Origin of the sequence: Solibaculum intestinale, assembly GCF_040096205.1 — a bacterium.
GTDB lineage: Bacteria > Bacillota > Clostridia > Oscillospirales > Acutalibacteraceae > Solibaculum_A > Solibaculum_A intestinale.
The window spans coordinates 15,578-34,946 of record NZ_JBBMFD010000008.1 but is presented as its reverse complement, the minus strand read 5'-3'; the positions used below and the strand labels follow the sequence as shown (position 1 = coordinate 34,946).

At 55.8% G+C, this 19,369-nt stretch carries 17 protein-coding genes and 5 tRNA genes; 8 read left to right on the top strand and 14 right to left on the bottom strand.

All coding sequences use genetic code 11. The features are described from left to right. Positions 1-263: 263 nt before the first annotated feature. Both WMO26_RS06365 and WMO26_RS06360 read right to left on the bottom strand, forming a co-directional pair. Positions 264-974, bottom strand: coding sequence for a helix-turn-helix domain-containing protein (locus tag WMO26_RS06365; protein WP_349219008.1), 711 nt, complete (start codon positions 972-974; stop codon positions 264-266). Positions 975-1,250: 276 nt separating this feature from the next. Beyond that, positions 1,251-1,324: transfer RNA gene (locus WMO26_RS06360), tRNA-Gln, on the bottom strand. 183 nt (positions 1,325-1,507) lie between these two features. Between WMO26_RS06360 and WMO26_RS06355 the strand changes: the two genes are divergently transcribed. From WMO26_RS06355 to WMO26_RS06335, 5 genes are all read left to right on the top strand, one after another. After that, positions 1,508-2,029, top strand: a complete 522-nt coding sequence (locus WMO26_RS06355) for a gamma carbonic anhydrase family protein (protein ID WP_349219006.1) — start codon at positions 1,508-1,510, stop codon at positions 2,027-2,029. A gap of 136 nt (positions 2,030-2,165) precedes the next feature. Beyond that, complete coding sequence (locus tag WMO26_RS06350) at positions 2,166-2,882, top strand: IspD/TarI family cytidylyltransferase (protein ID WP_349219004.1); 717 nt, start codon at positions 2,166-2,168, stop codon at positions 2,880-2,882. Positions 2,883-2,952: 70 nt separating this feature from the next. Beyond that, positions 2,953-3,996: a M23 family metallopeptidase gene (locus WMO26_RS06345; RefSeq protein ID WP_349219003.1), complete on the top strand. Its 1,044-nt coding sequence runs from the start codon at positions 2,953-2,955 to the stop codon at positions 3,994-3,996. 104 nt (positions 3,997-4,100) lie between these two features. Continuing rightward, positions 4,101-4,493, top strand: coding sequence for a hypothetical protein (locus WMO26_RS06340; protein ID WP_349219002.1), 393 nt, complete (start codon positions 4,101-4,103; stop codon positions 4,491-4,493). 301 nt (positions 4,494-4,794) lie between these two features. Then, positions 4,795-6,297, top strand: coding sequence for an IMP dehydrogenase (locus WMO26_RS06335; protein WP_349219000.1), 1,503 nt, complete (start codon positions 4,795-4,797; stop codon positions 6,295-6,297). A 288-nt stretch (positions 6,298-6,585) separates the two neighbouring features. Here the strand turns inward: WMO26_RS06335 and fabV are convergent, their stop codons facing one another. After that, positions 6,586-7,764: an enoyl-ACP reductase FabV gene (fabV, locus tag WMO26_RS06330; RefSeq protein WP_349218998.1), complete on the bottom strand. Its 1,179-nt coding sequence runs from the start codon at positions 7,762-7,764 to the stop codon at positions 6,586-6,588. Positions 7,765-7,996: 232 nt separating this feature from the next. Between fabV and WMO26_RS06325 the strand changes: the two genes are divergently transcribed. The 3 genes from WMO26_RS06325 to WMO26_RS06315 are packed head-to-tail and all read left to right on the top strand — an operon-like array spanning position 7,997 to position 11,163. Beyond that, positions 7,997-8,755 carry a DeoR/GlpR family DNA-binding transcription regulator gene (locus WMO26_RS06325; protein WP_349218997.1) on the top strand — a complete coding sequence of 253 codons (759 nt, stop codon included), beginning with the start codon at positions 7,997-7,999 and terminating at the stop codon, positions 8,753-8,755. Between the two features lie 38 nt (positions 8,756-8,793). After that, entirely contained in the window at positions 8,794-10,053 is a 1,260-nt protein-coding gene (locus WMO26_RS06320) for a zinc-binding dehydrogenase (protein WP_349218995.1), read from the top strand. 39 nt (positions 10,054-10,092) lie between these two features. Further along, a complete protein-coding gene (locus WMO26_RS06315) occupies positions 10,093-11,163 on the top strand; it encodes an SDR family NAD(P)-dependent oxidoreductase (RefSeq protein WP_349218993.1) in 1,071 nt (356 codons plus the stop codon). A gap of 242 nt (positions 11,164-11,405) precedes the next feature. On the opposite strand, the gene WMO26_RS06310 is transcribed toward WMO26_RS06315, so the two are convergent. From WMO26_RS06310 to nifJ, 11 genes are all read right to left on the bottom strand, one after another. Beyond that, on the bottom strand, positions 11,406-11,723 hold the full coding sequence (locus WMO26_RS06310; protein ID WP_349218992.1) for an L-rhamnose mutarotase: 318 nt from the start codon (positions 11,721-11,723) through the stop codon (positions 11,406-11,408). A gap of 158 nt (positions 11,724-11,881) precedes the next feature. Then, a complete protein-coding gene (locus tag WMO26_RS06305) occupies positions 11,882-12,763 on the bottom strand; it encodes a glycoside hydrolase family 43 protein (protein WP_349218991.1) in 882 nt (293 codons plus the stop codon). A 111-nt stretch (positions 12,764-12,874) separates the two neighbouring features. Next, positions 12,875-13,036 carry a hypothetical protein gene (locus tag WMO26_RS06300; protein ID WP_349218989.1) on the bottom strand — a complete coding sequence of 54 codons (162 nt, stop codon included), beginning with the start codon at positions 13,034-13,036 and terminating at the stop codon, positions 12,875-12,877. Next, on the bottom strand, positions 13,029-13,202 hold the full coding sequence (locus tag WMO26_RS06295) for a hypothetical protein (RefSeq protein ID WP_349218988.1): 174 nt from the start codon (positions 13,200-13,202) through the stop codon (positions 13,029-13,031). The genes WMO26_RS06300 and WMO26_RS06295 overlap by 8 nt, the downstream gene beginning before the upstream one ends. Before the next feature lie 339 nt (positions 13,203-13,541). After that, a tRNA-Gln gene (locus tag WMO26_RS06290) sits at positions 13,542-13,617 on the bottom strand. A 56-nt stretch (positions 13,618-13,673) separates the two neighbouring features. Beyond that, positions 13,674-13,750: transfer RNA gene (locus WMO26_RS06285), tRNA-His, on the bottom strand. A gap of 6 nt (positions 13,751-13,756) precedes the next feature. Further along, positions 13,757-13,833: transfer RNA gene (locus WMO26_RS06280), tRNA-Arg, on the bottom strand. 15 nt (positions 13,834-13,848) lie between these two features. Next, positions 13,849-13,922, bottom strand: a tRNA-Gly gene (locus WMO26_RS06275). A gap of 164 nt (positions 13,923-14,086) precedes the next feature. After that, positions 14,087-15,148: a hypothetical protein gene (locus WMO26_RS06270; protein ID WP_349218986.1), complete on the bottom strand. Its 1,062-nt coding sequence runs from the start codon at positions 15,146-15,148 to the stop codon at positions 14,087-14,089. 167 nt (positions 15,149-15,315) lie between these two features. Beyond that, positions 15,316-15,555 carry a helix-turn-helix domain-containing protein gene (locus tag WMO26_RS06265; RefSeq protein ID WP_349218984.1) on the bottom strand — a complete coding sequence of 80 codons (240 nt, stop codon included), beginning with the start codon at positions 15,553-15,555 and terminating at the stop codon, positions 15,316-15,318. Between the two features lie 206 nt (positions 15,556-15,761). Then, positions 15,762-19,325, bottom strand: a complete 3,564-nt coding sequence (gene nifJ / locus WMO26_RS06260) for a pyruvate:ferredoxin (flavodoxin) oxidoreductase (RefSeq protein ID WP_349218982.1) — start codon at positions 19,323-19,325, stop codon at positions 15,762-15,764. Positions 19,326-19,369: the final 44 nt, after the last annotated feature.

Below are 19,369 nucleotides of genomic sequence, written 5' to 3'. Positions count from 1 at the left end.
TATGGTAATATTCGCATAACTCATGTGGAAAATCACTGAAAAGTTCTGTGCGATATATACAAATAGGCGGGAGATGGCTGTTATAATTGGCGGTTTTGACAACTGGTAAAAATTAGCACAGAACACAATTATAGCATAAAAATGCATTGGTGCAATGCTTTTTTTGCTTTTGATTCCGGAAACTTTTCAGCCAATTGGAAAAATCAAAAAGCGGCTTATACCCCCGAAAATTTCTTCCGGGCGGTACAAGCCGCCAAACATCTTTATTTGGACGATGTTTTTTTGTGGTATCCCATGCGGTTTTCCGCGTTCTGGATCAGGTTCATGAGAGAAGAAGCGAACAAAGGATAATCCTTAAGCAGCTGCTCGGGCGTCATGGCAAGCAGAGCAGGGTCGGAAAGACCTTCAAACCCGCATAGATTGAGCCCTCCGGCAATACACTTAGCGTTTGCCTCCGCCAGCTGCATCTGAGCCGACGCCGAACCGCGGGCAAGCTGAGGCGGGACAGCGAAGGTCGACTGCGGGTTTTTGGGATTGGCCCCGTAGAGCACTCGGAGCATCCGGTACACCGACAGCATGAAGAAGGCGGATACCTCCGTGGTCAGCCCCTTGTTGTTGCAGGTTTGCAGCTTGTCGTACACAATGTTCAGCGAATTGGCAATCAGTTTTTTGTTGAGCGTGGGAAGGACGCTGCCGCGGAACACGTTTTCCTTTCCCGCCGCATCCGGTTCCGGAATATCCTCCACCGTAATCTGCGCCCCGTTGCGGTCCGGCGTGCGTCCCAGCAAATAGTCGCACGATACCTGGTAATAATCCGCTGCCCGGACTAAGAAATCCAGCCCGCATTCGCGGATTCCCTTTTCATAGTGTGAAAGCAAAGCCTGGGAAATTCCCAGCCCCTGCGAGGCGGCCTTCTGGCTGATGCCGCGTTCCTTACGAAGCAAGGTCATGATTCTGGGAAAGCTGCTATTCATTTGCAAACCCCCATCGTAGGCACAACGAACCCATTGCCGCCTGTGTTTTCGAAAAGTAGCCCCTAAAGATACATCCTACATTATAATGGGTACGGCGGGTTTTGTAAAGCAGAATGAGGCCGGATTTTGTTGTAATTTCTCACAATTCCGGGTTTTCTACCAAACGGGGAGGATTATTTTTGTGTAACATTATAAATTCAATACAGGCCACAGATCGAAAGGTCAGCAAGAATCTTTCAAAAAAACGCCGCAAGCGGTTTCCCACTTGCGGCGTTTTGGCTGCGGAAGAAGGATTCGAACCCTCACAAACAGAGTCAGAGTCTGCCGTGCTACCATTACACAATTCCGCATCAGTTTTAAGACAGCATGGATAATTATAGACATCCCTCGGTCGTTTGTCAAGGGATTTGTTGCATTTTTTCCGGGTTTTCGGAAAATACTTGTGGTGTCGATTGCGGCGGGAAGAAAAGCCTGCTATAATAACAAACGAAAGCCTGTGGAAAAAGCAGACAGGCGGAAGGGATGGGAATACCATGATTCTATCGTACCAGGACAAAGCGCCCGAGATTTCTCCAGATGCTTATATCGCGGAGACGGCCCAGATCATCGGCGATGTGGTCATCGGGGAGGACACGTACATCGGGCATAACTGTGTCATCCGGGGAGACTGCCGGCGTATTGTGGTGGGAAACCGTACCAATCTGCAGGATGGCTGCATCCTTCACTGCGGCCATGAAGAGGACCTGGTGATCGGCGATGGAGTCACGGTGGGCCACGGCGCCATTCTCCACTCCTGCACCATCAAGGACGGAGCCCTCATTGGGATGGGCAGCATTGTTTTGGACGGGGCGGTCATCGGAAAGGAAGCCATGATCGGCGCGGGCGCTTTGGTGACCGGGCATAAGCAGATCCCGGACGGCTTTGTGGCGCTGGGAAGCCCGGCCCAGCCGGTACGGGCTTTGACCGAGGAGGAAAAACAGGGAATGCGGGCGAACGCCGAGGAATACGTTCGCTTTGCGGACGAATATAAGGTTATGCAGCAGATGGACCTGTAAGGCGGGTTCCTTCACGCAGCGTGGACAAAAGAGACGTTCGAACCGCGGCCGGCGGCAAACAGGAATGCCGCGTCGCCGCAGAAGCGGCGTTTGGACGCTTCCTTTGCGAAAACACAGCAAAAAGGCGGGGATCGTTTTGGTATACGCAGGGATCCTGGCGGGCGGCCGGGGAGAGCGGATGGGGCATACCCAGCGTCCCAAACAGTTTCTGCCCATCGGCGGCCGCCCCATTCTGATTCACACGGTGGAGCGGTTTTTGCATGCCGGCTGCATCGACCGGGTGCTGGTGGCGGTGCCCGCCAAATGGATGGAGTATACGAAGGTACTGCTGGAAAAGTACCTGCCCGAAGCCGCTGTTTCGGTGGTGGAGGGGGGAGAGGACCGCAACGGCTCCCTTCTGCGGGTGTGCGGCTATATAGAGAAGACCTTTGGCATCAAAGAGGAGGACGTCCTTGTTTCCCACGATGCGGTGCGTCCCTTTGTAAGCGCACGGATTCTGGAGGAGAACGTGCGCTTTGCCAGAGAGGTGGGGGCGGCTAACACCATGCTTCCCGCCATCGACACCATCGCCACCGGGGAAGGGGAGTTTCTCGACACCATTCCGCCTAGGGAGCTTATGTACCAGGTACAGACGCCCCAGAGCTTTCGCATGGCGGCCTTTATCGAGGTATGCCGTTCCCTGACCGAGCGGGAAGCGAAAACCCTCACCGACGCGTCCAAGATTTACCGGCTCAAAGGGCTGCCGGTGAAAATCGTCGTGGGCGAGCAGCAGAACTTTAAAATCACCACCCCGTATGACTTGGCGGTGGCGGATTTCCTGTGCAAAAACCAGCCGGCCGCCGACGAAGGGTAAGCCGGTTTCACTAAGCGATACGCGCGTATAACATTCCCGTCACCCGCATAATCATGTATGGGTGATGGGAATGTTTTTGATTGTCAAGCGAAAATGGATTGCAATCGTGGTGGTGGCGGTTTTGCTGGGGGTCATCTGTGTGGCGGGGTCCATCGCCGCCGCTTCCCGGGAGGAGCTTTATCAGACGGTGGCCCAGGAAAACGGCGACACCCAGAAATACATCAAATGGGTGGACTTTAACCTGACGGCTTCCATTATGAGCAAGGCGCTGTCCTACGACCTGGACAGCTATGGGAAGGAGCCCCATCTCAATTGGATTGAACTGCTGGCATATACGTCGGCGAAAAACTACGGCAACCTCCCCAAATCCGCCTCCAAAGACCTGGATGCGGTGGCACAGCGTTTACTAGACGGAGAAAAGATCGAAGATATTACAAATGGGATGCAATATTATTCCTATTATCTGGAGGCCTATACGGCCATTTTGGACGGGTTTGTAGGGGAATACAGCATCGAAATCGACGACCCGCAGCAGGAGGGACAGAAAACGGTGGTGCAGCGGTACGGCCTGAAGGCCTATTCTCCCATTGCCGGCGGCTATTCTTTCTCCCATTACAACGATTTCGGCGCCTCCCGGTCCTACGGGTATAAGCGCAAGCATCTGGGCAACGATCTAATGGGCAGCGTGGGAACGCCCATTATCGCGGTGGAAAGCGGCGTGGTGGAGGCTCTGGGGTGGAACCAGTACGGCGGCTGGCGGGTAGGAATCCGTTCCCTGGACGGGAAACGGTACTATTATTATGCGCATCTGCGCCGGGACCATCCGTTTCATTATACCATCGGGGAAGGGGACCGGGTGAACGCCGGGGATGTGATCGGATACCTGGGGATGACCGGATACAGCTCGAAAGAAAACGTCAACAACATCAACACCCCTCATCTGCATTTCGGCCTCCAGCTCATTTTTGACGAAAGCCAGAAGGATGGGGACAATCAGATTTGGATCGACGTCTATGAGATCATTGAGCTGCTGCAGAAAAACAAGAGCGCCGTCCAGTACAACGAGGAAACCAAGGATTACGACCGGGTGTACGATTTGATGGAGCCGGATTAAACCTTCCAAGTTTTTTGAACAATTCGCCGTTTCCTTTTATTGAATTCGGATAAATAATTCGATAAACTGATACTTGTATCGGGGGATGAATGGAGGGTATGGAAGTGAAACGGTTCTATTTTGGCATCCTCGGCTGGGGCGTTTTTTTGACGCTTGCCTCCTTAGGCGGGCTGCTGGTCCCGCGTCCATCCCTTCTGAACGGCCTTTTGAATCCTTGGGCGGTGTCGACGGTCATGCTGGCGGTGGGAGGACTGATGATTTTGGATTTCTTTCTTTCCCATTTTTCCAAAAAAGAGCGGTTCGGCCTGACCTTGCTGACTCTGCTTGCGAATCTCGCGTATTATCTGTGTTCGGCCATTGTGACGGCAGGAACCGGGTTTCACAGCATCTATGCCGCCGTGCGGTTCGGGCTGGGAATCCTTTTGTCCGCCGCCTTCGGATGGGCGACCTGGTACTTCTGCCGGCATAAAAACCGTCACACGGTTATACAGGAATAGCAAAACCGGGCGCGGCGTTTTGGCGTTGCGCTCGGTTTTTGAATGGAAAAGAGGGGAAAAGCCGCATCCTACGTAAATGTGCTAGATTTCAGCGGGAAAACCGGCCGTTTTTTTGGCATCTTAAGGAACGGGAATTCGGTTGACTTTTGGGGAAATCAGTGTAAAATTTAAAGTTATATAGTGCCGCCTAATGGAAACGGAAATACGGGTTTTCCGCCAGAATGTCCCCTCCAGTTAGGCGGCTCCTTTTCAACAGAATCGGACGTGAAACCGACGAGACGTGCACAGGAGGAGAGCAGATATGGCGTATTATTTCAGCGAACCATCCCACACCTTCAGCGAATACCTGCTGGTACCCGGGTATTCTTCCCACGAATGCGTGCCCCAAAATGTGAGCCTGAAGACCCCGCTTGCCAAGTTTTCCAGAGGGGAGGAGCCGGCGCTGACGCTGAACATCCCGCTGGTTTCTGCGATCATGCAGTCGGTTTCCGACGATAAGATGGGGGTGGCCCTGGCTACGGAAGGCGGCTTGTCCTTTATCTACTCTTCCCAGTCCATCGAGAGCCAGGCGGCCATGGTCAGCCGCGTCAAAAGCTACAAGGCGGGCTTTGTGGAGAGCGACTCCAACATCCGCCCAGACCAGACGCTGCAGGACGTGCTGGACTTAAAGGAACGCACCGGCCATTCCACCATTGCGGTCACCGACGACGGCACTGCCCACGGCACGCTGCTGGGCATCGTCACCAGCCGTGACTACCGGGTCAGCCGCATGACCACCGACCAGCCGGTCAGCGAGTTCATGACGCCGTTTGCTTCCCTCATCTATGCCCAGGAGGGTACCACCCTCAAGGAAGCCAACGACATCATCTGGGAGAACAAGCTCAACACCCTGCCCGTTATCGACAGGGATCAGCACCTACTTTACCTGGTTTTCCGCAAGGACTATGCGTCTCATAAGGAAAATCCCGAGGAGATGCTGGACGAAAAGAAGCGGTATATGGTGGGCGCAGGTATTAACACCCGCGATTACGCCACCCGGGTTCCCGCTTTGGTGGAAGCGGGCGCGGACGTGCTGTGCATCGACTCGTCGGAGGGCTTCACCGAATGGCAGAAGATCACCATCGACTTTATCCGGGAAAAGTACGGCGACACGGTGAAGGTGGGCGCCGGAAACGTGGTGGATAAGGAAGGGTTCTTGTATCTGGCCAAGGCCGGGGCGGACTTTGTCAAGGTGGGCATCGGCGGCGGCTCCATCTGCATCACCCGCGAACAAAAGGGCATCGGCCGGGGCCAGGCCACCGCGCTCATTGAAGTGGCCAAGGCCAGAGACGAATATTTCGAGGCCACCGGCATTTACGTGCCCATCTGCTCGGACGGCGGTATCGTCTACGATTACCACATCACCCTGGCGCTGGCCATGGGAGCGGACTTTATCATGTTGGGCCGGTATTTCGCCCGGTTTGACGAAAGCCCCACCAACAAGCTTAACATCAACGGCAACTACGTCAAGGAATACTGGGGCGAAGGCTCCAACCGTGCGCGCAACTGGCAGCGGTACGACTTAGGCGGGGCGGCGAAGCTTTCCTTTGAGGAGGGCGTGGATTCCTACGTGCCCTACGCCGGCTCTCTGCGGGACAATGTGCGGGTGACGCTTGGAAAGGTCAAGTCCACCATGTGCAACTGCGGCGCCATTACCATCCCGCAGCTGCAAAAGAATGCGAAGATTACGCTGGTGTCCGCCACTTCCATTGTGGAGGGTGGCGCTCATGACGTCATTGTCAAGGAAAACAGCGGAATGAAATAAGCCCGGCTTTCGCCGGAGAACCAAAGGTCCGGTTCCGAATGGAACCGGGCCTCTTTTGTTTATGCCAACAACGCGGGCGGCTGGGGAAAACGCGGTATAGAGTGCAGCATTGGCACAAAGGATATCCAACGCCGCGAAGGGACTAGCGGGAAAGGTGCTTCATGGGCGCCTGCCAGTAACTGGACCGCGTTCTTTCCAACCGGTGGAGAAGAGACGAAAGAACGGGTCCAGATCGGTACGAAAATGCCCGGCAACGAAAACAACGTCGTTGCCGGGCATTTTTGTGTGTTAAGCCAGGCTGGGGATGGACACGTCCACCGCCACGTCCGCGTCGTAGTCCACACCGGGCAGATGGAAGCCGAACATGCGGTAGAAATCCTCCCAGTAGCCGTCGATGTCCGCAAGCTGCTCCACGTTCTCCGTGGCGACGGTTTCCCACAGGCGGCTTACTTCCCGTTGCACATCGTCACGCATCTCCCAGTCGTCCAGCCGCAGCATGCCTTCCCCGTCCACTTGAGGGGAACCATTGCAGAGCTTTTCGCCGAAGAGCCGGGTCATCTGCTCGATGCAGCCCTCATGAAGCCCTTTTTCTTTCATCACTTTGTAAAGAAGGGAAATGTAAAGCGGGACAATCGGAATCGCCGCGCTCGACTGGGTGACCAGCGCCTTGTTGACGGAAATATACCCGGTGACGCCGGGGAACTCCTGCGTGATTTCCTTTGCGGTCTTTGCCAGATGCCGTTTTGCCATGCCGATGGAGCCGTCCAGATACATGGGATGGGTCAGCGCCGGGCCGATGTAGGAATAGGCCACCGTGACGACGTTTGGAGCCAGCACGTCCGCCGCCTTCAGAGCGGAAATCCAGTCCTTCCAGTCCTCCCCGCCCATGACCTTGACGGTGGCGGTGATCTCTTCTTCCGTGGCAGGCTCGATGGTCACATCGGAAACCGCCCGGGTCTTCAGGTCGATGGTTTTATTGGTGTAAGAAGCGCCGGTGGTTTTGAGCACCGAGGACCACACCTTTCCGTTCGCGTCAGTGCGGCGGGGCGCGGCCAGGCTGTACACCACCATGTCTACCTGTCCCAGGTCCTGCTTGATCAGGCCGATGACCTGGTCCTTGACTTCCTTGGAGAACGCGTCCCCGTTGACCGACTTGGCGTAAAGCCCGTCCTTTTGGGCGAATTCCTCAAAGGCAGCGGTGTTATACCAGCCAGCGGTGGCGGTCCGGCTGCCGGCTGCCGGCTTTTCAAAGAGCACGCCCAGCGTGGCGGCACCGGAGGAAAAGGCCAGCGCAATCCGGGAAGAAAGGCCGTAGCCGGTGGACGCCCCGATGACCAGCACCTTTTTTGGGCCGTCGGCCTTGGGCTGGCGTTTGACATATTCGATTTGTTCCTTCACGTTTTCCCTGCATCCGGCCGGGTGAGCGGTGGTGCAGATAAAGCCGCGAACCTTAGGTGTTACCATCATCGCAATTGTCCTTTCTCTGCCGTCTTTCCGACGGGATTTTGCGGGCTCATAGCCGCGTTTTCTTCCTTAGTATACCAGAAGGAAGAAGCCGCCGCAAATCTTTTGCAAATTTACGGAAACCTTCTCCGGATTCATGTTGACTTTTTGTGATATCAATGTTAGAATTATTTTCAAAGCTGTGAAATATCACAATTCTTGTTATTTTGTGAGGAGTAACGGATCGGAGGCTGCTATGAACACGGCGAGAATACAGGCGCTCAACGAATACATCCAGGAGCGCGGGGAAGTAAAGCTCGCGGAGCTGTTCGCCTTTTTTCCGCAGGTGTCCTCCATGACCATCCGCAGGGACCTGGAATTCATGGAAAAGCAGGGCCTCATCCGCCGTATGCGGGGAAGTGTGCGGGCCGGGTCGGACATTTCGGTGTTCAAGGAGGCCATCTATTCCCAGCGTGCCCAGGAGAACACCGAGGCGAAGCTCTCCATTGCCAAAAAGGCGCTGGACTTTATGCGACGGGGCTGCTCGGTCTTTATCGACGCGGGCTCCACCACCATGGCGTTTGCGAGGCTTTTGCCGGAAGGAAACTATTTCATCCTGACAAACGCGCCCAATATGGCGCTCGAACTGATTACCAAGCCCAACGCCACCGTCATGCTCACCGGCGGCACCCTCAACCACGATAACCTGACCCTTTCCGGGGCCAAGGCGGTGGACTTTGTAAGCTCCATCAATGTGGACATTGCCTTTATGGCCACCTCCGGATATTCGCTGTCGGGGCAGTTCACCTCCGGCAATTTCGATGAGGCGGAGCTTAAAAAGCTGGTTATCAAAAAGGCCCATACGGTGGTTATGCTGATGGACGGCTCCAAGCTCGACCGCAACATGCCCTTTACCTTCGCCACCATGTCGGACATCGACGTGCTCATCTCCGAAGGGGAGCTTCCCGAAGAGGTGCAGGCGGAGGCTCAGCGGTGTCAGACCAAAGTCGTATAACACATCACCTTTTATCTTAACACAATGGAGGAAAACAGATGATTACAAAAGCTGTCAGACTTTATGGGAAGAACGACCTCAGGCTGGAAAGCTTTGAGCTGCCGCCCATCCGCGAGGACGAAATCCTCGCCCGCGTTGTTTCCGATTCGCTGTGCATGAGCAGCTATAAGGCCACCTCCCAGGGGGCCGATCACAAGCGTGTGCACAACGATGTCGCCGAAAATCCCATCATCATCGGCCATGAGTTCTGCGGTGAAATCGTCGAGGTGGGTGAGAAGTGGAAGAGCGAATTCAAGCCCGGCCAGAAGTTCTCCATCCAGCCCGCTCTCAACTACAACGGCAGCCTGGACGCTCCCGGTTATTCCTATCCCTACATCGGCGGCGACGCCACCTACATCGTCATCCCCCACGAGGTGATGGAGCTGGGATGCCTGCTGCCCTATGACGGCGAGGCTTTCTTCTATGGTTCCCTTGCTGAGCCTATGTCCTGCATTGTGGGCGGATTCCATGCCAACTATCATACCACCGGCGGCTCCTATGTCCATGACATGGGCATCAAAGAGGGCGGCTGCATGGCGATTTTAGCGGGCGCGGGCCCCATGGGCCTGGGCGCCATTGACTACGCGGTACATAACGAGCTGCGTCCCCGCCTTTTGGTGGTCACCGATATCGACGACGCGCGTCTTGCCAGAGCCAAGGAGCTCTTCACTCCCGAGCAGGCAGCTCAATGCGGCGTGGAGCTTATTTACCTCAACACCGCCGCCACGCCCGATCCGGTTGCTGCGCTCAAGGAGCTGACCGGCGGCGAAGGGTACAACGACGTGTTTGTGTTCGCGCCGGTGCGCCCGGTGGTGGAGCAGGGCGACGCGATTTTAGCCCACGACGGCTGCCTGAACTTCTTTGCCGGCCCGACCAATCCGGAATTCAAGGCCGAGTTTAATTTCTATAACGTCCATTACGCCGCCACCCACATTGTGGGCACCAGCGGCGGCAACACCGATGACATGATCGAATCCCTCCAGATGATGGAGAAGGGGCTTATCAACCCCGCCGCCATGATCACCCATGTAGGCGGCCTCAACGCGGTAATTGAAACCACGTTAAACCTGCCCAAGATCCCCGGCGGCAAGAAGCTCATCTACACCGGCATCGAAATGCCGCTGACCGCCATTGCCGATTTTGCGAAGCTTGGCGAGACGGATCCCTTCTTCAAGGGCCTGGCGGAAATTTGCGGGCGCAACAAGGGCCTGTGGAGCGCCGAGGCGGAGAAATACCTGCTGGAGAACAAGGCCCAGTAAGGGAAGCTTAAAAAAAGTGAAATTTGGAGGCGTTTGTTTATGAATAAAGAATTTGCCGTAGCCGTGGCACCTGCCGTGCGCGTGCTCCTTTCCAAAAACGATCCCGCCGACCTTGTGAAGCTTTCCGAGCCGGGTCCTGCGGACCTGACGGTATCCGGTGTGGACGCCGAGGCGGTCAACACCCTGCTGGCGGCGGAAATCCCTGCTTACATCCAGAAAAACGGCGCTGCGCCCAAGAGCGTATGCGTGGAAAACGTAGCCACCTTCACGGCGGTAAAGCCTCAAGGAACCGGCCGTCTGGCGGGCAAGGTGTGCATCGTCACCGGTTCTGCCCAGGGCTTTGGGCTGGAGCTTGCCACCGCCATGGTGCGGGAAGGCGCCTATGTGGTGATTGCGGACTTGAACTATGACCTGGCCAAAAAGGTCAGCGACGAAATGAATCAGACCGCTCCTCGGACCTTGGCCGTCAAGGTGGACGTGGGCAACGAGGAATCGGTCAAAAACATGATGGACGAGACGGTGGCGGCCTTCGGGGGCCTGGACGTATTCGTCAACAACGCAGGCGTTCTCAAAGCGGGCAGCTTGGAAGAGATGGACGCCAAGTCCTTCGAGTTCGTCACCAAGATCAATTATGAAGCTTATTTTATCTGCGCCAAGTACGCCTCCCGCGTCATGAAGATCCAGCACCGGTACAACAAGGATTACATGACCGATATCATTCAGATCAACTCCAAGTCCGGCCTGGAGGGCAGCAACAAGAACTTCGCCTATGCAGGCGGGAAGTTCGGCGGCATTGGCCTGACCCAGAGCTTTGCGCTGGAGCTGGTGGAGTATAACATCAAGGTAAACTCCATCTGCCCGGGCAACTTCCTGGACGGCCCCCTGTGGTCCGACCCCGACCGCGGCCTCTTCGTGCAGTACCTGCATGCGGGCAAGGTCCCGGGCGCCAAAACGGTGCAGGACGTGAAAAACTACTACGAGTCCAAGGTTCCTATGAAGCGGGGCTGCTACGGTGAAGACGTGGCCCGCGCCCTGTTCTACGTGGTGGAACAGAAATACGAAACCGGCCAGGCGGTGCCCGTCACCGGCGGCCAGGTCATGCTCAGCTAACTTCTATCCTTATCCAGAGAAGGCCTCCCTCCGATTTATTCGGAAGGAGGCCTTCTTGCTTACTCTTGCTCTCTCCATCATGGTCCCACATTTCCGCTGCAAAACGGCGCTGAAAAGGAAGAATATTATTGACACGAGCCGCCCGGAGTCAAAACATTGCGGTTAGCTCCTGTCAAGAGGCGAAAAAGGGAATGGCCCCATCCTTCCTGACCGGACGGATGAGGCCGGGGAAAACACTCGGCTTATTCCAGGAAAAAGACCTGCTTGAGCATGGGCTGGGCGCCGGTTTCCGGGTCCATCTCCATGATCATGACATCCTTCATGAACTCGTTCCATTTGTCCACCACCGGGCTCTTCGCCTGGGTTTCGGCGGCAAATTGCACGCCCTTCTCGCATTCGTAGTACCCGAACAGCTCGTTGCCTACGTTCCAGATGGTGTAGTTCTTGATTCCGGCCGCCTTGAGCACGTCTACCAGTTCCGGCCAGATCTCATTGTGCCGCTTGACGTATTCGTCGATCTTTCCTTCCTTGACAATGGCTTTCCATGCATAACGTTCCATCTAACCATTCCTCTCTTTCTGATGTGGGTGGATTTTCTCTAGCTCTGCGCAGCAAAGCTATAAAAAGCGGTCATCCGGGCCGTCCCGGCCCGGGGCCAATCACGATCATTGTGCCCGGCCACAAGGGTGGCCGGATGCGTAAAAAATAGCTCAAAGAGCTATTTTAGGACGGTCAGGAAGCCGCCTTCGTCGCTTACAGAGAGCAGCTTTAGCCGCTCGGCATGGTTTGAGTTGGGAGTGTGCAGCGCCAGGGTCAGTTGGCCGTCCAGGGCGCGAAAGAGCATACCGTGCCCGCCGTCTTTGGCATAAAGCGGCTCTTTCGCCGCGGTCCAGGGTCCCTTGACCTTGCCGGTCAGAGAGCGGGAATAGCCCTGCACATAGCCCGATTCCCCAAAGGAAGACCAGAGCATCAAAAGGGATCCGTCTTTCGTGCGGTACAGGAAGGGGCCGTCGGTCACGTAAGCGATGACCTCGTGACCGTCCTGCTGGGGAAAACGGGGCCGGGCCCAGGGAGCGTTGGACGCGGTAAAGAGCAAAATAGGATCCCCAGCCCGGTTTAACGCTTCGTCCAAAGGCATGGCGTACATCTCACCGTCCCCGGTTTGCACCCATTCCCGGCAGAAGACTAGATAAAGCTGCCCGTCTTCCTCGTAAAGAGTGCCGTCCAGGCATTCCCACTCAGCGGGTGTGACCGGCTTGTTGGAAACCGGGACAAAAGGGCCTTTCGGATGCTCCGCCGCCAGCACCTGGGTGCCCCGGCAGGCGGACCCGCTCTTAAAGGAAGCAAGCATGTAATACCGTCCCCGGTAGGAGTACACCTCCGGCGCCCAAAAATGCCGGTCGGCCCAGAAGCCGGGAGCGGGGCGAAAGACGGGGAAGGGACCCTCTGCGTGCTCAAAGTCCGTAGTGACATAAGCGTCGAATCCGACGCCGGGACCGTTCCAGGTGTCCGAATCGGTGCTCCCATACAGATAGTAGCACCTTTCCTGGGGACAAGGAAGCACAAAAACGTCGCGGATGCGAAGATCACGTAAGAGCATGATTTCATTCCTCCAGCCGATTGCGTCAGACAAAGAAAAAGCAGAACCACAAAAGGATTGTGATCCTGCTTTTCATCATAGCATATTTTGCCGCGCTCGTAAAGCGGACGCCTACAGATCGTCCGCGTCCTGCTCCGGACGTTCTCCCGTGGCCGACTGGCCGGTATAGCTGCCGGTTACGTCGGAGGGGATAGAGCCTCTGCCCTGCTTTTTGAGCGTTTCGGCCACGTTTTCGACCGAAGGTTTGCTTTTTTTGGCGCTGCGGTTAGTCATCGAACTGGTTGTCCCGCTTATTCTGGTAGTTGTTGTTTTGCTTTTGGTTTTTGCTGTTGCTCTGGTTGTTGGAATTGGAGAAGCTGTTGTTCTGCTTCTGGTTTTTGCTGTTATTCTGGTTGTTGGAGTTAGAATAGCTGTTGTTCTGCTTCTGATTCTTGCTCATAAAAGAAGACTCCTTTTTCAAGTTGATGTTGTAAGGCGCCCGGTGGCGTCTACATTCGTAGTATGTCCGCGCAAAAAGAAATAAAACGCGATTTCATAGAGCGTCTTTTCTTTTTTGCAACATAAGAAAAAGAACTCCCCGGACAACCCATAATAGCAGCGGCGAGAGAATACTAAAATAGCTCAAACCCGACGGTCTGGGATTTTAAAAGGGAGTTACAAAGTATAGAATTTACAGGCTTCGTGCGTAAAAATACATCTCAAAAGCGCCGTGCAGTTGGTAAGGTATAAAAAAACACACCTCATTTTTTGAGGTGTGTTTTTTTGCGGCGCCCGCCGCTGGCTGGGATGGGTGGGGTCGAACCACCGAGATGACGGAGTCAAAGTCCGTTGCCTTACCGCTTGGCTACATCCCAAGATGAGACAAAGGGCCCAAGGTCTGAAAGCGTTTCGACCTAAGACCCTTTGTGCATGGGGTGGATAATCGGATTCGAACCGACGGCCTCCAGAGCCACAATCTGGCGCTCTAACCAACTGAGCTATATCCACCATATCTGGCGCGCTTGAAGGGACTCGAACCCCTGACCCACTGCTTAGAAGGCAGTTGCTCTATCCACCTGAGCTACAAGCGCATACATGAAAACGTGTGGAGCGGGTGATGGGAATCGAACCCACGCGACCAGCTTGGAAGGCTGGAGTTCTACCATTGAACTACACCCGCATTTCCAAGACGCATTTTATAATACCATAGTTTGTCTGGAAAAGCAAGAGTAAAATTGCCATTTTGCGCAGGGATTTTCCTCTGCCGTCTACGAAGAAAAAACGGACCCGGACTTGTGAAAAAGTCCGGGTCGGCAGAAAAAACAACCTGGAACGAGCGGTGCCTTACTTAGAGGACGCGGTGCTGGAGGTAGTGTCCACCAGGAAGGACCGGGGGCTATATTTCTTTAAAACGGTGTTATTGAGCGAATAATTGGTTTTGTTGATACGGTCGGTGATCATAGTCTCGTATTCATCCTGAGCGATGGCATACCGCAGAGAAAACTGATAATCCTCCACATGCTTGTCCGTCTCCGCGCTTTTGATGGGCATCTTCTGAGCCAGAACGTAATAATAGCTGCTAAAGTCAAAGGCAGTGGCCTCCCCTTCGGCAAGGGAAGCGATGGTGGAGGAAACCAGATCGTCCTCGCTGACGTTATCCTTGCTCAGATAGCCGGCGCTGTCCTCAGAGGTGCTGGCCACGCTGGGGGTGAGCTCGGCTTCTTTTTCCCGGATGGACGCAAAGGTCGCGCCCTGCTCATTGATCTCCTTGGCGTAGCCGTTAAGCCGGTCTTTTATCGCCTGCTGTTCCTCTTCCGAAAGAGAGCCGCCGGTGGAGGTTTTCAGCGGGACATAGAAGATTTCCACCCGATAGTTGTTTTCATAGAAATCGTCCTTCAGCTCCTGGAGGGAAATTTCCTTTTCTCCGCCTTCCCCGAAGAAGTGATTGAAGAGGGTGCGGAAAGCAGCGTTGTCCTTGTAGTAGGCGATAATGTCATCCTTAGTCAGGCCGATTTGCGTGAGATAATCGGCGTTGGGCTCATAGGATTCCTCCGCGGTCTGGTTGGCGCTGTCCAGCTCTTCCTGAGGAATTTCCAGGCCCAGCTCCCGTAGCCACTGAGTGACGGCGAGAGATTCCTTGGCGGAGTCCCGTGCGGTATCCATGATATACTGCTCCATAGTGGAATTGTTCGGCTTTTCATTAAAAAAGTTGGAGACGTCGTTGCCCATATTATAATAATTGTTATAAAGACTATTGAAGGTATAAAATAGGTAAGAAAGATACAAGCCGGTGGGAATGGTGTCGTCGCCGGACTTTACGGCCCAGGTCGTGCTGCTGCACGAGGTCATGCTGAGTGTCAAGACCAGTGCCAGCACGAAGGTGGTGATGCGTTTTGCGAGCTTCATAGAAAGTTTCCTCCTAAAATGTTACAGATATTCTTGTAAAACGCCCTGCGTTTTTGCGCAAAGAAACCAATTTAATCTATTGTAACATTCCTGAGGAGATTTGTCTATGAAAAAGATGCACTCTGGGAAAATGCGGTTTTATACCCATGGCGCTCACAGCCTGCCGGTCATGGCAGACGGCTGCGGCGGGGATATGGCTTGGGGTTGTCGGTCAGGCCCAGGATGTAGTCGGTGGAGGTGTCGAAGAAGAACGCGAGGCGGGTCAGAATGTCCAGAGGCATGTTGCCGTGGGCGTTTTCATAGCGGCGGTAGCTGGGTGTGGACAGACCCAGCTCTTTCGCCAGCGCTTCTTGCGTAAGCCCGCGGTCCCGCCGCAGCTCTTTGAGAAGATCCGGATACGTTTCCATTGGATCGGCTCCTTTTCATGCTTTGTTGTGCTTTTTTCGTCGTTCTTTCTTTTGCGCTGCCAAAAGAAAGGGATGCCCTGATCGTACCACTTGATAAATCAAGAGTGGACATTCACAAGAGGTCAATCGTAAATTTTATTCCCATCATAGAAAAAGCGCCGAGCTTCCCAAATGGAAAGCCCGGCGCTCGTTGGAAACCGGATGAATTATTCGTAAAGCTTCGAGAGCTTGAGCAGGTGCTCGTAACGATCGGCCGCGACCTTCTCGGCTTCGCCGAACAGCTTCTCCGCGCGCTCCGGGAAGGAACGGGTCAGAGAGTTGTAACGAACTTCGCCCATGATGAAGTCACGATAGCTGGCGGTGGGAGCCTTGCTGTCGAGGGTGAAGGGGTTCTTGCCCTCGTCTGCGAGACGCGGGTCAAAGCGGAAGAGGTTCCAGTAACCGGCGGCCACTGCCTTCTTCTCTTCGGCCTGGCTGATGCCCATGCCGCCCTTGATGCCGTGGTTGATACACGGAGCGTAGGCGATGATGATGGACGGGCCGTGATAGCTCTCGGCCTCGTTGAAGGCCTTGATGCACTGGTTGTAGTCGGCGCCCATGGCCACATGCGCCACGTAAACGTAGCCGTAGCTCATGGCGATTCCGGCCAGATCCTTCTTCTTAACCGCCTTACCAGCAGCCGCGAACTGGGCGACCGAGCCGATCGGGGTGGACTTGGAAGCCTGTCCGCCGGTGTTGGAGTACACCTCGGTGTCGAAGACCAGGATGTTCACATCTTCGCCGGAAGCGATGACATGATCCAGGCCGCCGAAGCCGATGTCGTACGCCCAGCCGTCGCCGCCGAAGATCCAGGTGGACTTCTTCGCCAGGTAGTCGGCGTCCGCCAGAACCTTAGCGGTCAGCTGGCCGACCTCGCCGTCGTCCTTGACTTGGGCCAGAGCCGCGCGCAGTTTATCAGCCGCCGGGCCGTTAGCCGCGGTATCGGCATAGGTGTCCAGCCATTCCTTGGCCGCCGCCTGCACGTCGCCGAAGGAGATCTCCGCGATGCGGGTCACATACTGGGCCAGACGATTGCGGATGGCGCCCTGGGCCACCGCCATGCCGTAGCCGAACTCAGCGTTGTCTTCAAACAGAGAGTTCTGCCAGGCAGGACCAAAGCCCTTGTAATTGGTGGTGTACGGGGTGGACGGATAGGAACCGCCCCAGATGGAAGAACAGCCGGTGGCGTTGGCGATGTACATCTTGTCGCCGTAGAGCTGGGTAGCGAGCTTCGCGTACGGGGTCTCGCCGCAGCCCGCGCAGGCGCCGGAGAATTCCAGCAGCGGCTGCTTGAACTGGCTGCCCTTGACGGTGTTGGGCTTGAACTTCTCGAAGACCTCGGCCTTCGGAGCCAGTTCTCTGCCGTAGTCAAAGGACTTCTGGCCTTCCCGCTGGGTGTCGATGGGCTGCATGGTCAGGGCCTTCTCGCCCTTGCGGCCCGGGCAGACGGATGCGCAGGAGCCGCAGCCGGTGCAGTCGAGCGTGGAGATGGTCATGGCGAACTTCATGCCCGGCATACCGGTCATGTCCACCATCTTGGACTTGAGAAGCTCCGGAGCGTTGGCCGCCTCTTCCTCGTTCATCACGACCGGGCGGATGACCGCATGGGGGCACACATAGGAGCAGAAGTTACACTGGATGCAGTTCGCCGGATTCCATTCCGGAACATCCACCGCAATGCCGCGTTTTTCGTAAGCCGCGGAGCCCTGCGGGATTTCGCCGTTGACTTCGTCGGAGAAGGCGGAAACCGGCAGCTTGTCGCCCTGCTGCTTGTTGACCGGATGGAGAATGGTGTCGACAAACTTGGAAAGCTTCGGGTTGCTGGAGGTGGTAGCGCTCGCTTCCACCGCAGCGTCCTCGGCCTTAGCCCATTCTGCAGGAACCTTGACCTTCTTTGCGCCGTCAATGCCGCGCTCGATGGCCGCATGGTTGAGTGCAACCACCTTCTCGCCCTTCTTGCCGTAGGATCTGGTGGCTGCTTCCTTCATCAGGGTAACGGCCGTGTCCGCCGGGATGATCTTGGCGAGCTTGAAGAAGGCTGCCTGCAGGATGGTGTTGATGCGGCCGCCCAGGCCAAGCTCCTTGGCAATGTGAGTCGCGTCGATGGTGTAGAACTTGATGTCGTTCTTGGCAATGTAACGCTTCATCTTGGCCGGCAGGCGCTCGGAAAGTTCCTCGCCCTCCCAGTCGCAGTTGAGCAGGAAGGTTCCGCCGGGCTTGAGGTCCTCGACCATGTCGTACTTGTCCACATAGGACGGGTTGTGGCAGGCCACGAAATCCGCCTTGCTGATGTAGTAGGTAGACTTGATCTTCTTCTTGCCGAAACGCAGATGGCTGATGGTGACGCCGCCCGACTTCTTCGAGTCATAGGCAAAGTAGCCCTGCGCATACATATCGGTATTATCGCCGATAATCTTAATGGAGTTCTTGTTGGCGCCGACGGTGCCGTCAGAGCCCAAGCCCCAGAACTTGCAGGAATGGGTGCCGCGGGGCGTGGTGTCCGGGTTCTCCTTGATCTTCAGGGAGAGCTTGGTCACATCGTCCTCAATGCCGATGGTGAAGCGCTTCTTCGGACGGGCGGCCTCCAGGTTGCGGTAAACGGCGATGATCTGGGCCGGCGTGGTGTCCTTAGAGCCCAGGCCGTAACGGCCGGTGAGGATGGTGCAGTCGGCAAACTCAGTGCCGCGCACCGCCGCGCACACGTCCAAATACAGCGGCTCGCCGATGGAGCCCGGCTCCTTGGTGCGGTCGAGCACGGCGATCTTCTTGACGCTGGAGGGCAGCGCGGAGATCAGGTGCTTGGCGGAGAACGGACGGTACAGGCGGACCTTCACCAGGCCGACCTTGTCGCCGTTGGCATTTAAGTAATCCACGGTTTCCTCAATGGTGTCGCACACGGAACCCATGGCGATGATGACGCGCTCGGCGTCGCGGGGACCATAGTAGTTGAAGGGCTTATATTTGGTGCCGATCTTGGCGTTAACCTTGTTCATGTACTCCTCAACCACATCTACGATCTTATCGTAGTAGGGGTTGCAGGCCTCGCGGGCCTGGAAGAACACGTCCGGGTTCTGCGCAGAGCCGCGCAGGGCCGGATGCTCCGGATTGAGAGAGCCGCGGCGGAATTCGTCAACCGCATCCCAGTCGAGCATCTCCGCTAAGTCCTCGTAGTCCCAAGCTTCGATCTTCTGGACCTCATGAGAGGTGCGGAAGCCGTCGAAGAAATGCAAAAACGGAACGCGGCCTTTGATGGCGGCCAGATGAGCCACAGCGCCCAGGTCCATAACCTCCTGCACGCTGGAAGAACATAGCATGGCGTAACCGGTCTGGCGGCAGGCGTACACGTCGGAATGGTCGCCGAAGATGGAAAGGGCGTGAGAAGCAAGGGCACGCGCGGAAACGTGGATGACGGAGGGAAGCAGCTCGCCAGCCATCTTATACATGTTCGGAATCATCAGGAGAAGACCCTGCGAAGCGGTATAGGTGGTGGTCAGAGCGCCCGCGGCGAGAGAGCCGTGCACCGCACCGGCAGCGCCAGCCTCGGACTGCATTTCCACGACCTTGACCTCCTGGCCAAAGACGTTCTTGCGTCCGCCAGCGGCCCACTTATCGGTCTCTTCCGCCATAACGGATGACGGCGTGATCGGATAAATGGCGGCTACGTCGGTAAACGCATAGGATACATGCGCGGCGGCATTGTTGCCGTCCATGGTTTTCATTTTTCTTGCCATTTTTATTTTTTCCTCCCTTTTCAAGGTCTTAACAAACCTTTGTC

Coding starts and splice junctions, on each gene's coding strand:
- WMO26_RS06345 (WP_349219003.1), top strand. CDS start 2,953: ATGTTTTTGATTGTCAAGCGAAAATGGATTGCAATCGTGGTGGTGGCG.
- WMO26_RS06265 (WP_349218984.1), bottom strand. CDS start 15,555: ATGGAAACGTATCCGGATCTTCTCAAAGAGCTGCGGCGGGACCGCGGG.
- WMO26_RS06270 (WP_349218986.1), bottom strand. CDS start 15,148: ATGAAGCTCGCAAAACGCATCACCACCTTCGTGCTGGCACTGGTCTTG.
- WMO26_RS06315 (WP_349218993.1), top strand. CDS start 10,093: ATGAATAAAGAATTTGCCGTAGCCGTGGCACCTGCCGTGCGCGTGCTC.
- WMO26_RS06310 (WP_349218992.1), bottom strand. CDS start 11,723: ATGGAACGTTATGCATGGAAAGCCATTGTCAAGGAAGGAAAGATCGAC.
- WMO26_RS06300 (WP_349218989.1), bottom strand. CDS start 13,036: ATGACTAACCGCAGCGCCAAAAAAAGCAAACCTTCGGTCGAAAACGTG.
- WMO26_RS06365 (WP_349219008.1), bottom strand. CDS start 974: ATGAATAGCAGCTTTCCCAGAATCATGACCTTGCTTCGTAAGGAACGC.
- WMO26_RS06295 (WP_349218988.1), bottom strand. CDS start 13,202: ATGAGCAAGAATCAGAAGCAGAACAACAGCTATTCTAACTCCAACAAC.
- nifJ (WP_349218982.1), bottom strand. CDS start 19,325: ATGGCAAGAAAAATGAAAACCATGGACGGCAACAATGCCGCCGCGCAT.
- WMO26_RS06305 (WP_349218991.1), bottom strand. CDS start 12,763: ATGCTCTTACGTGATCTTCGCATCCGCGACGTTTTTGTGCTTCCTTGT.
- WMO26_RS06335 (WP_349219000.1), top strand. CDS start 4,795: ATGGCGTATTATTTCAGCGAACCATCCCACACCTTCAGCGAATACCTG.
- fabV (WP_349218998.1), bottom strand. CDS start 7,764: ATGATGGTAACACCTAAGGTTCGCGGCTTTATCTGCACCACCGCTCAC.
- WMO26_RS06320 (WP_349218995.1), top strand. CDS start 8,794: ATGATTACAAAAGCTGTCAGACTTTATGGGAAGAACGACCTCAGGCTG.
- WMO26_RS06325 (WP_349218997.1), top strand. CDS start 7,997: ATGAACACGGCGAGAATACAGGCGCTCAACGAATACATCCAGGAGCGC.
- WMO26_RS06355 (WP_349219006.1), top strand. CDS start 1,508: ATGATTCTATCGTACCAGGACAAAGCGCCCGAGATTTCTCCAGATGCT.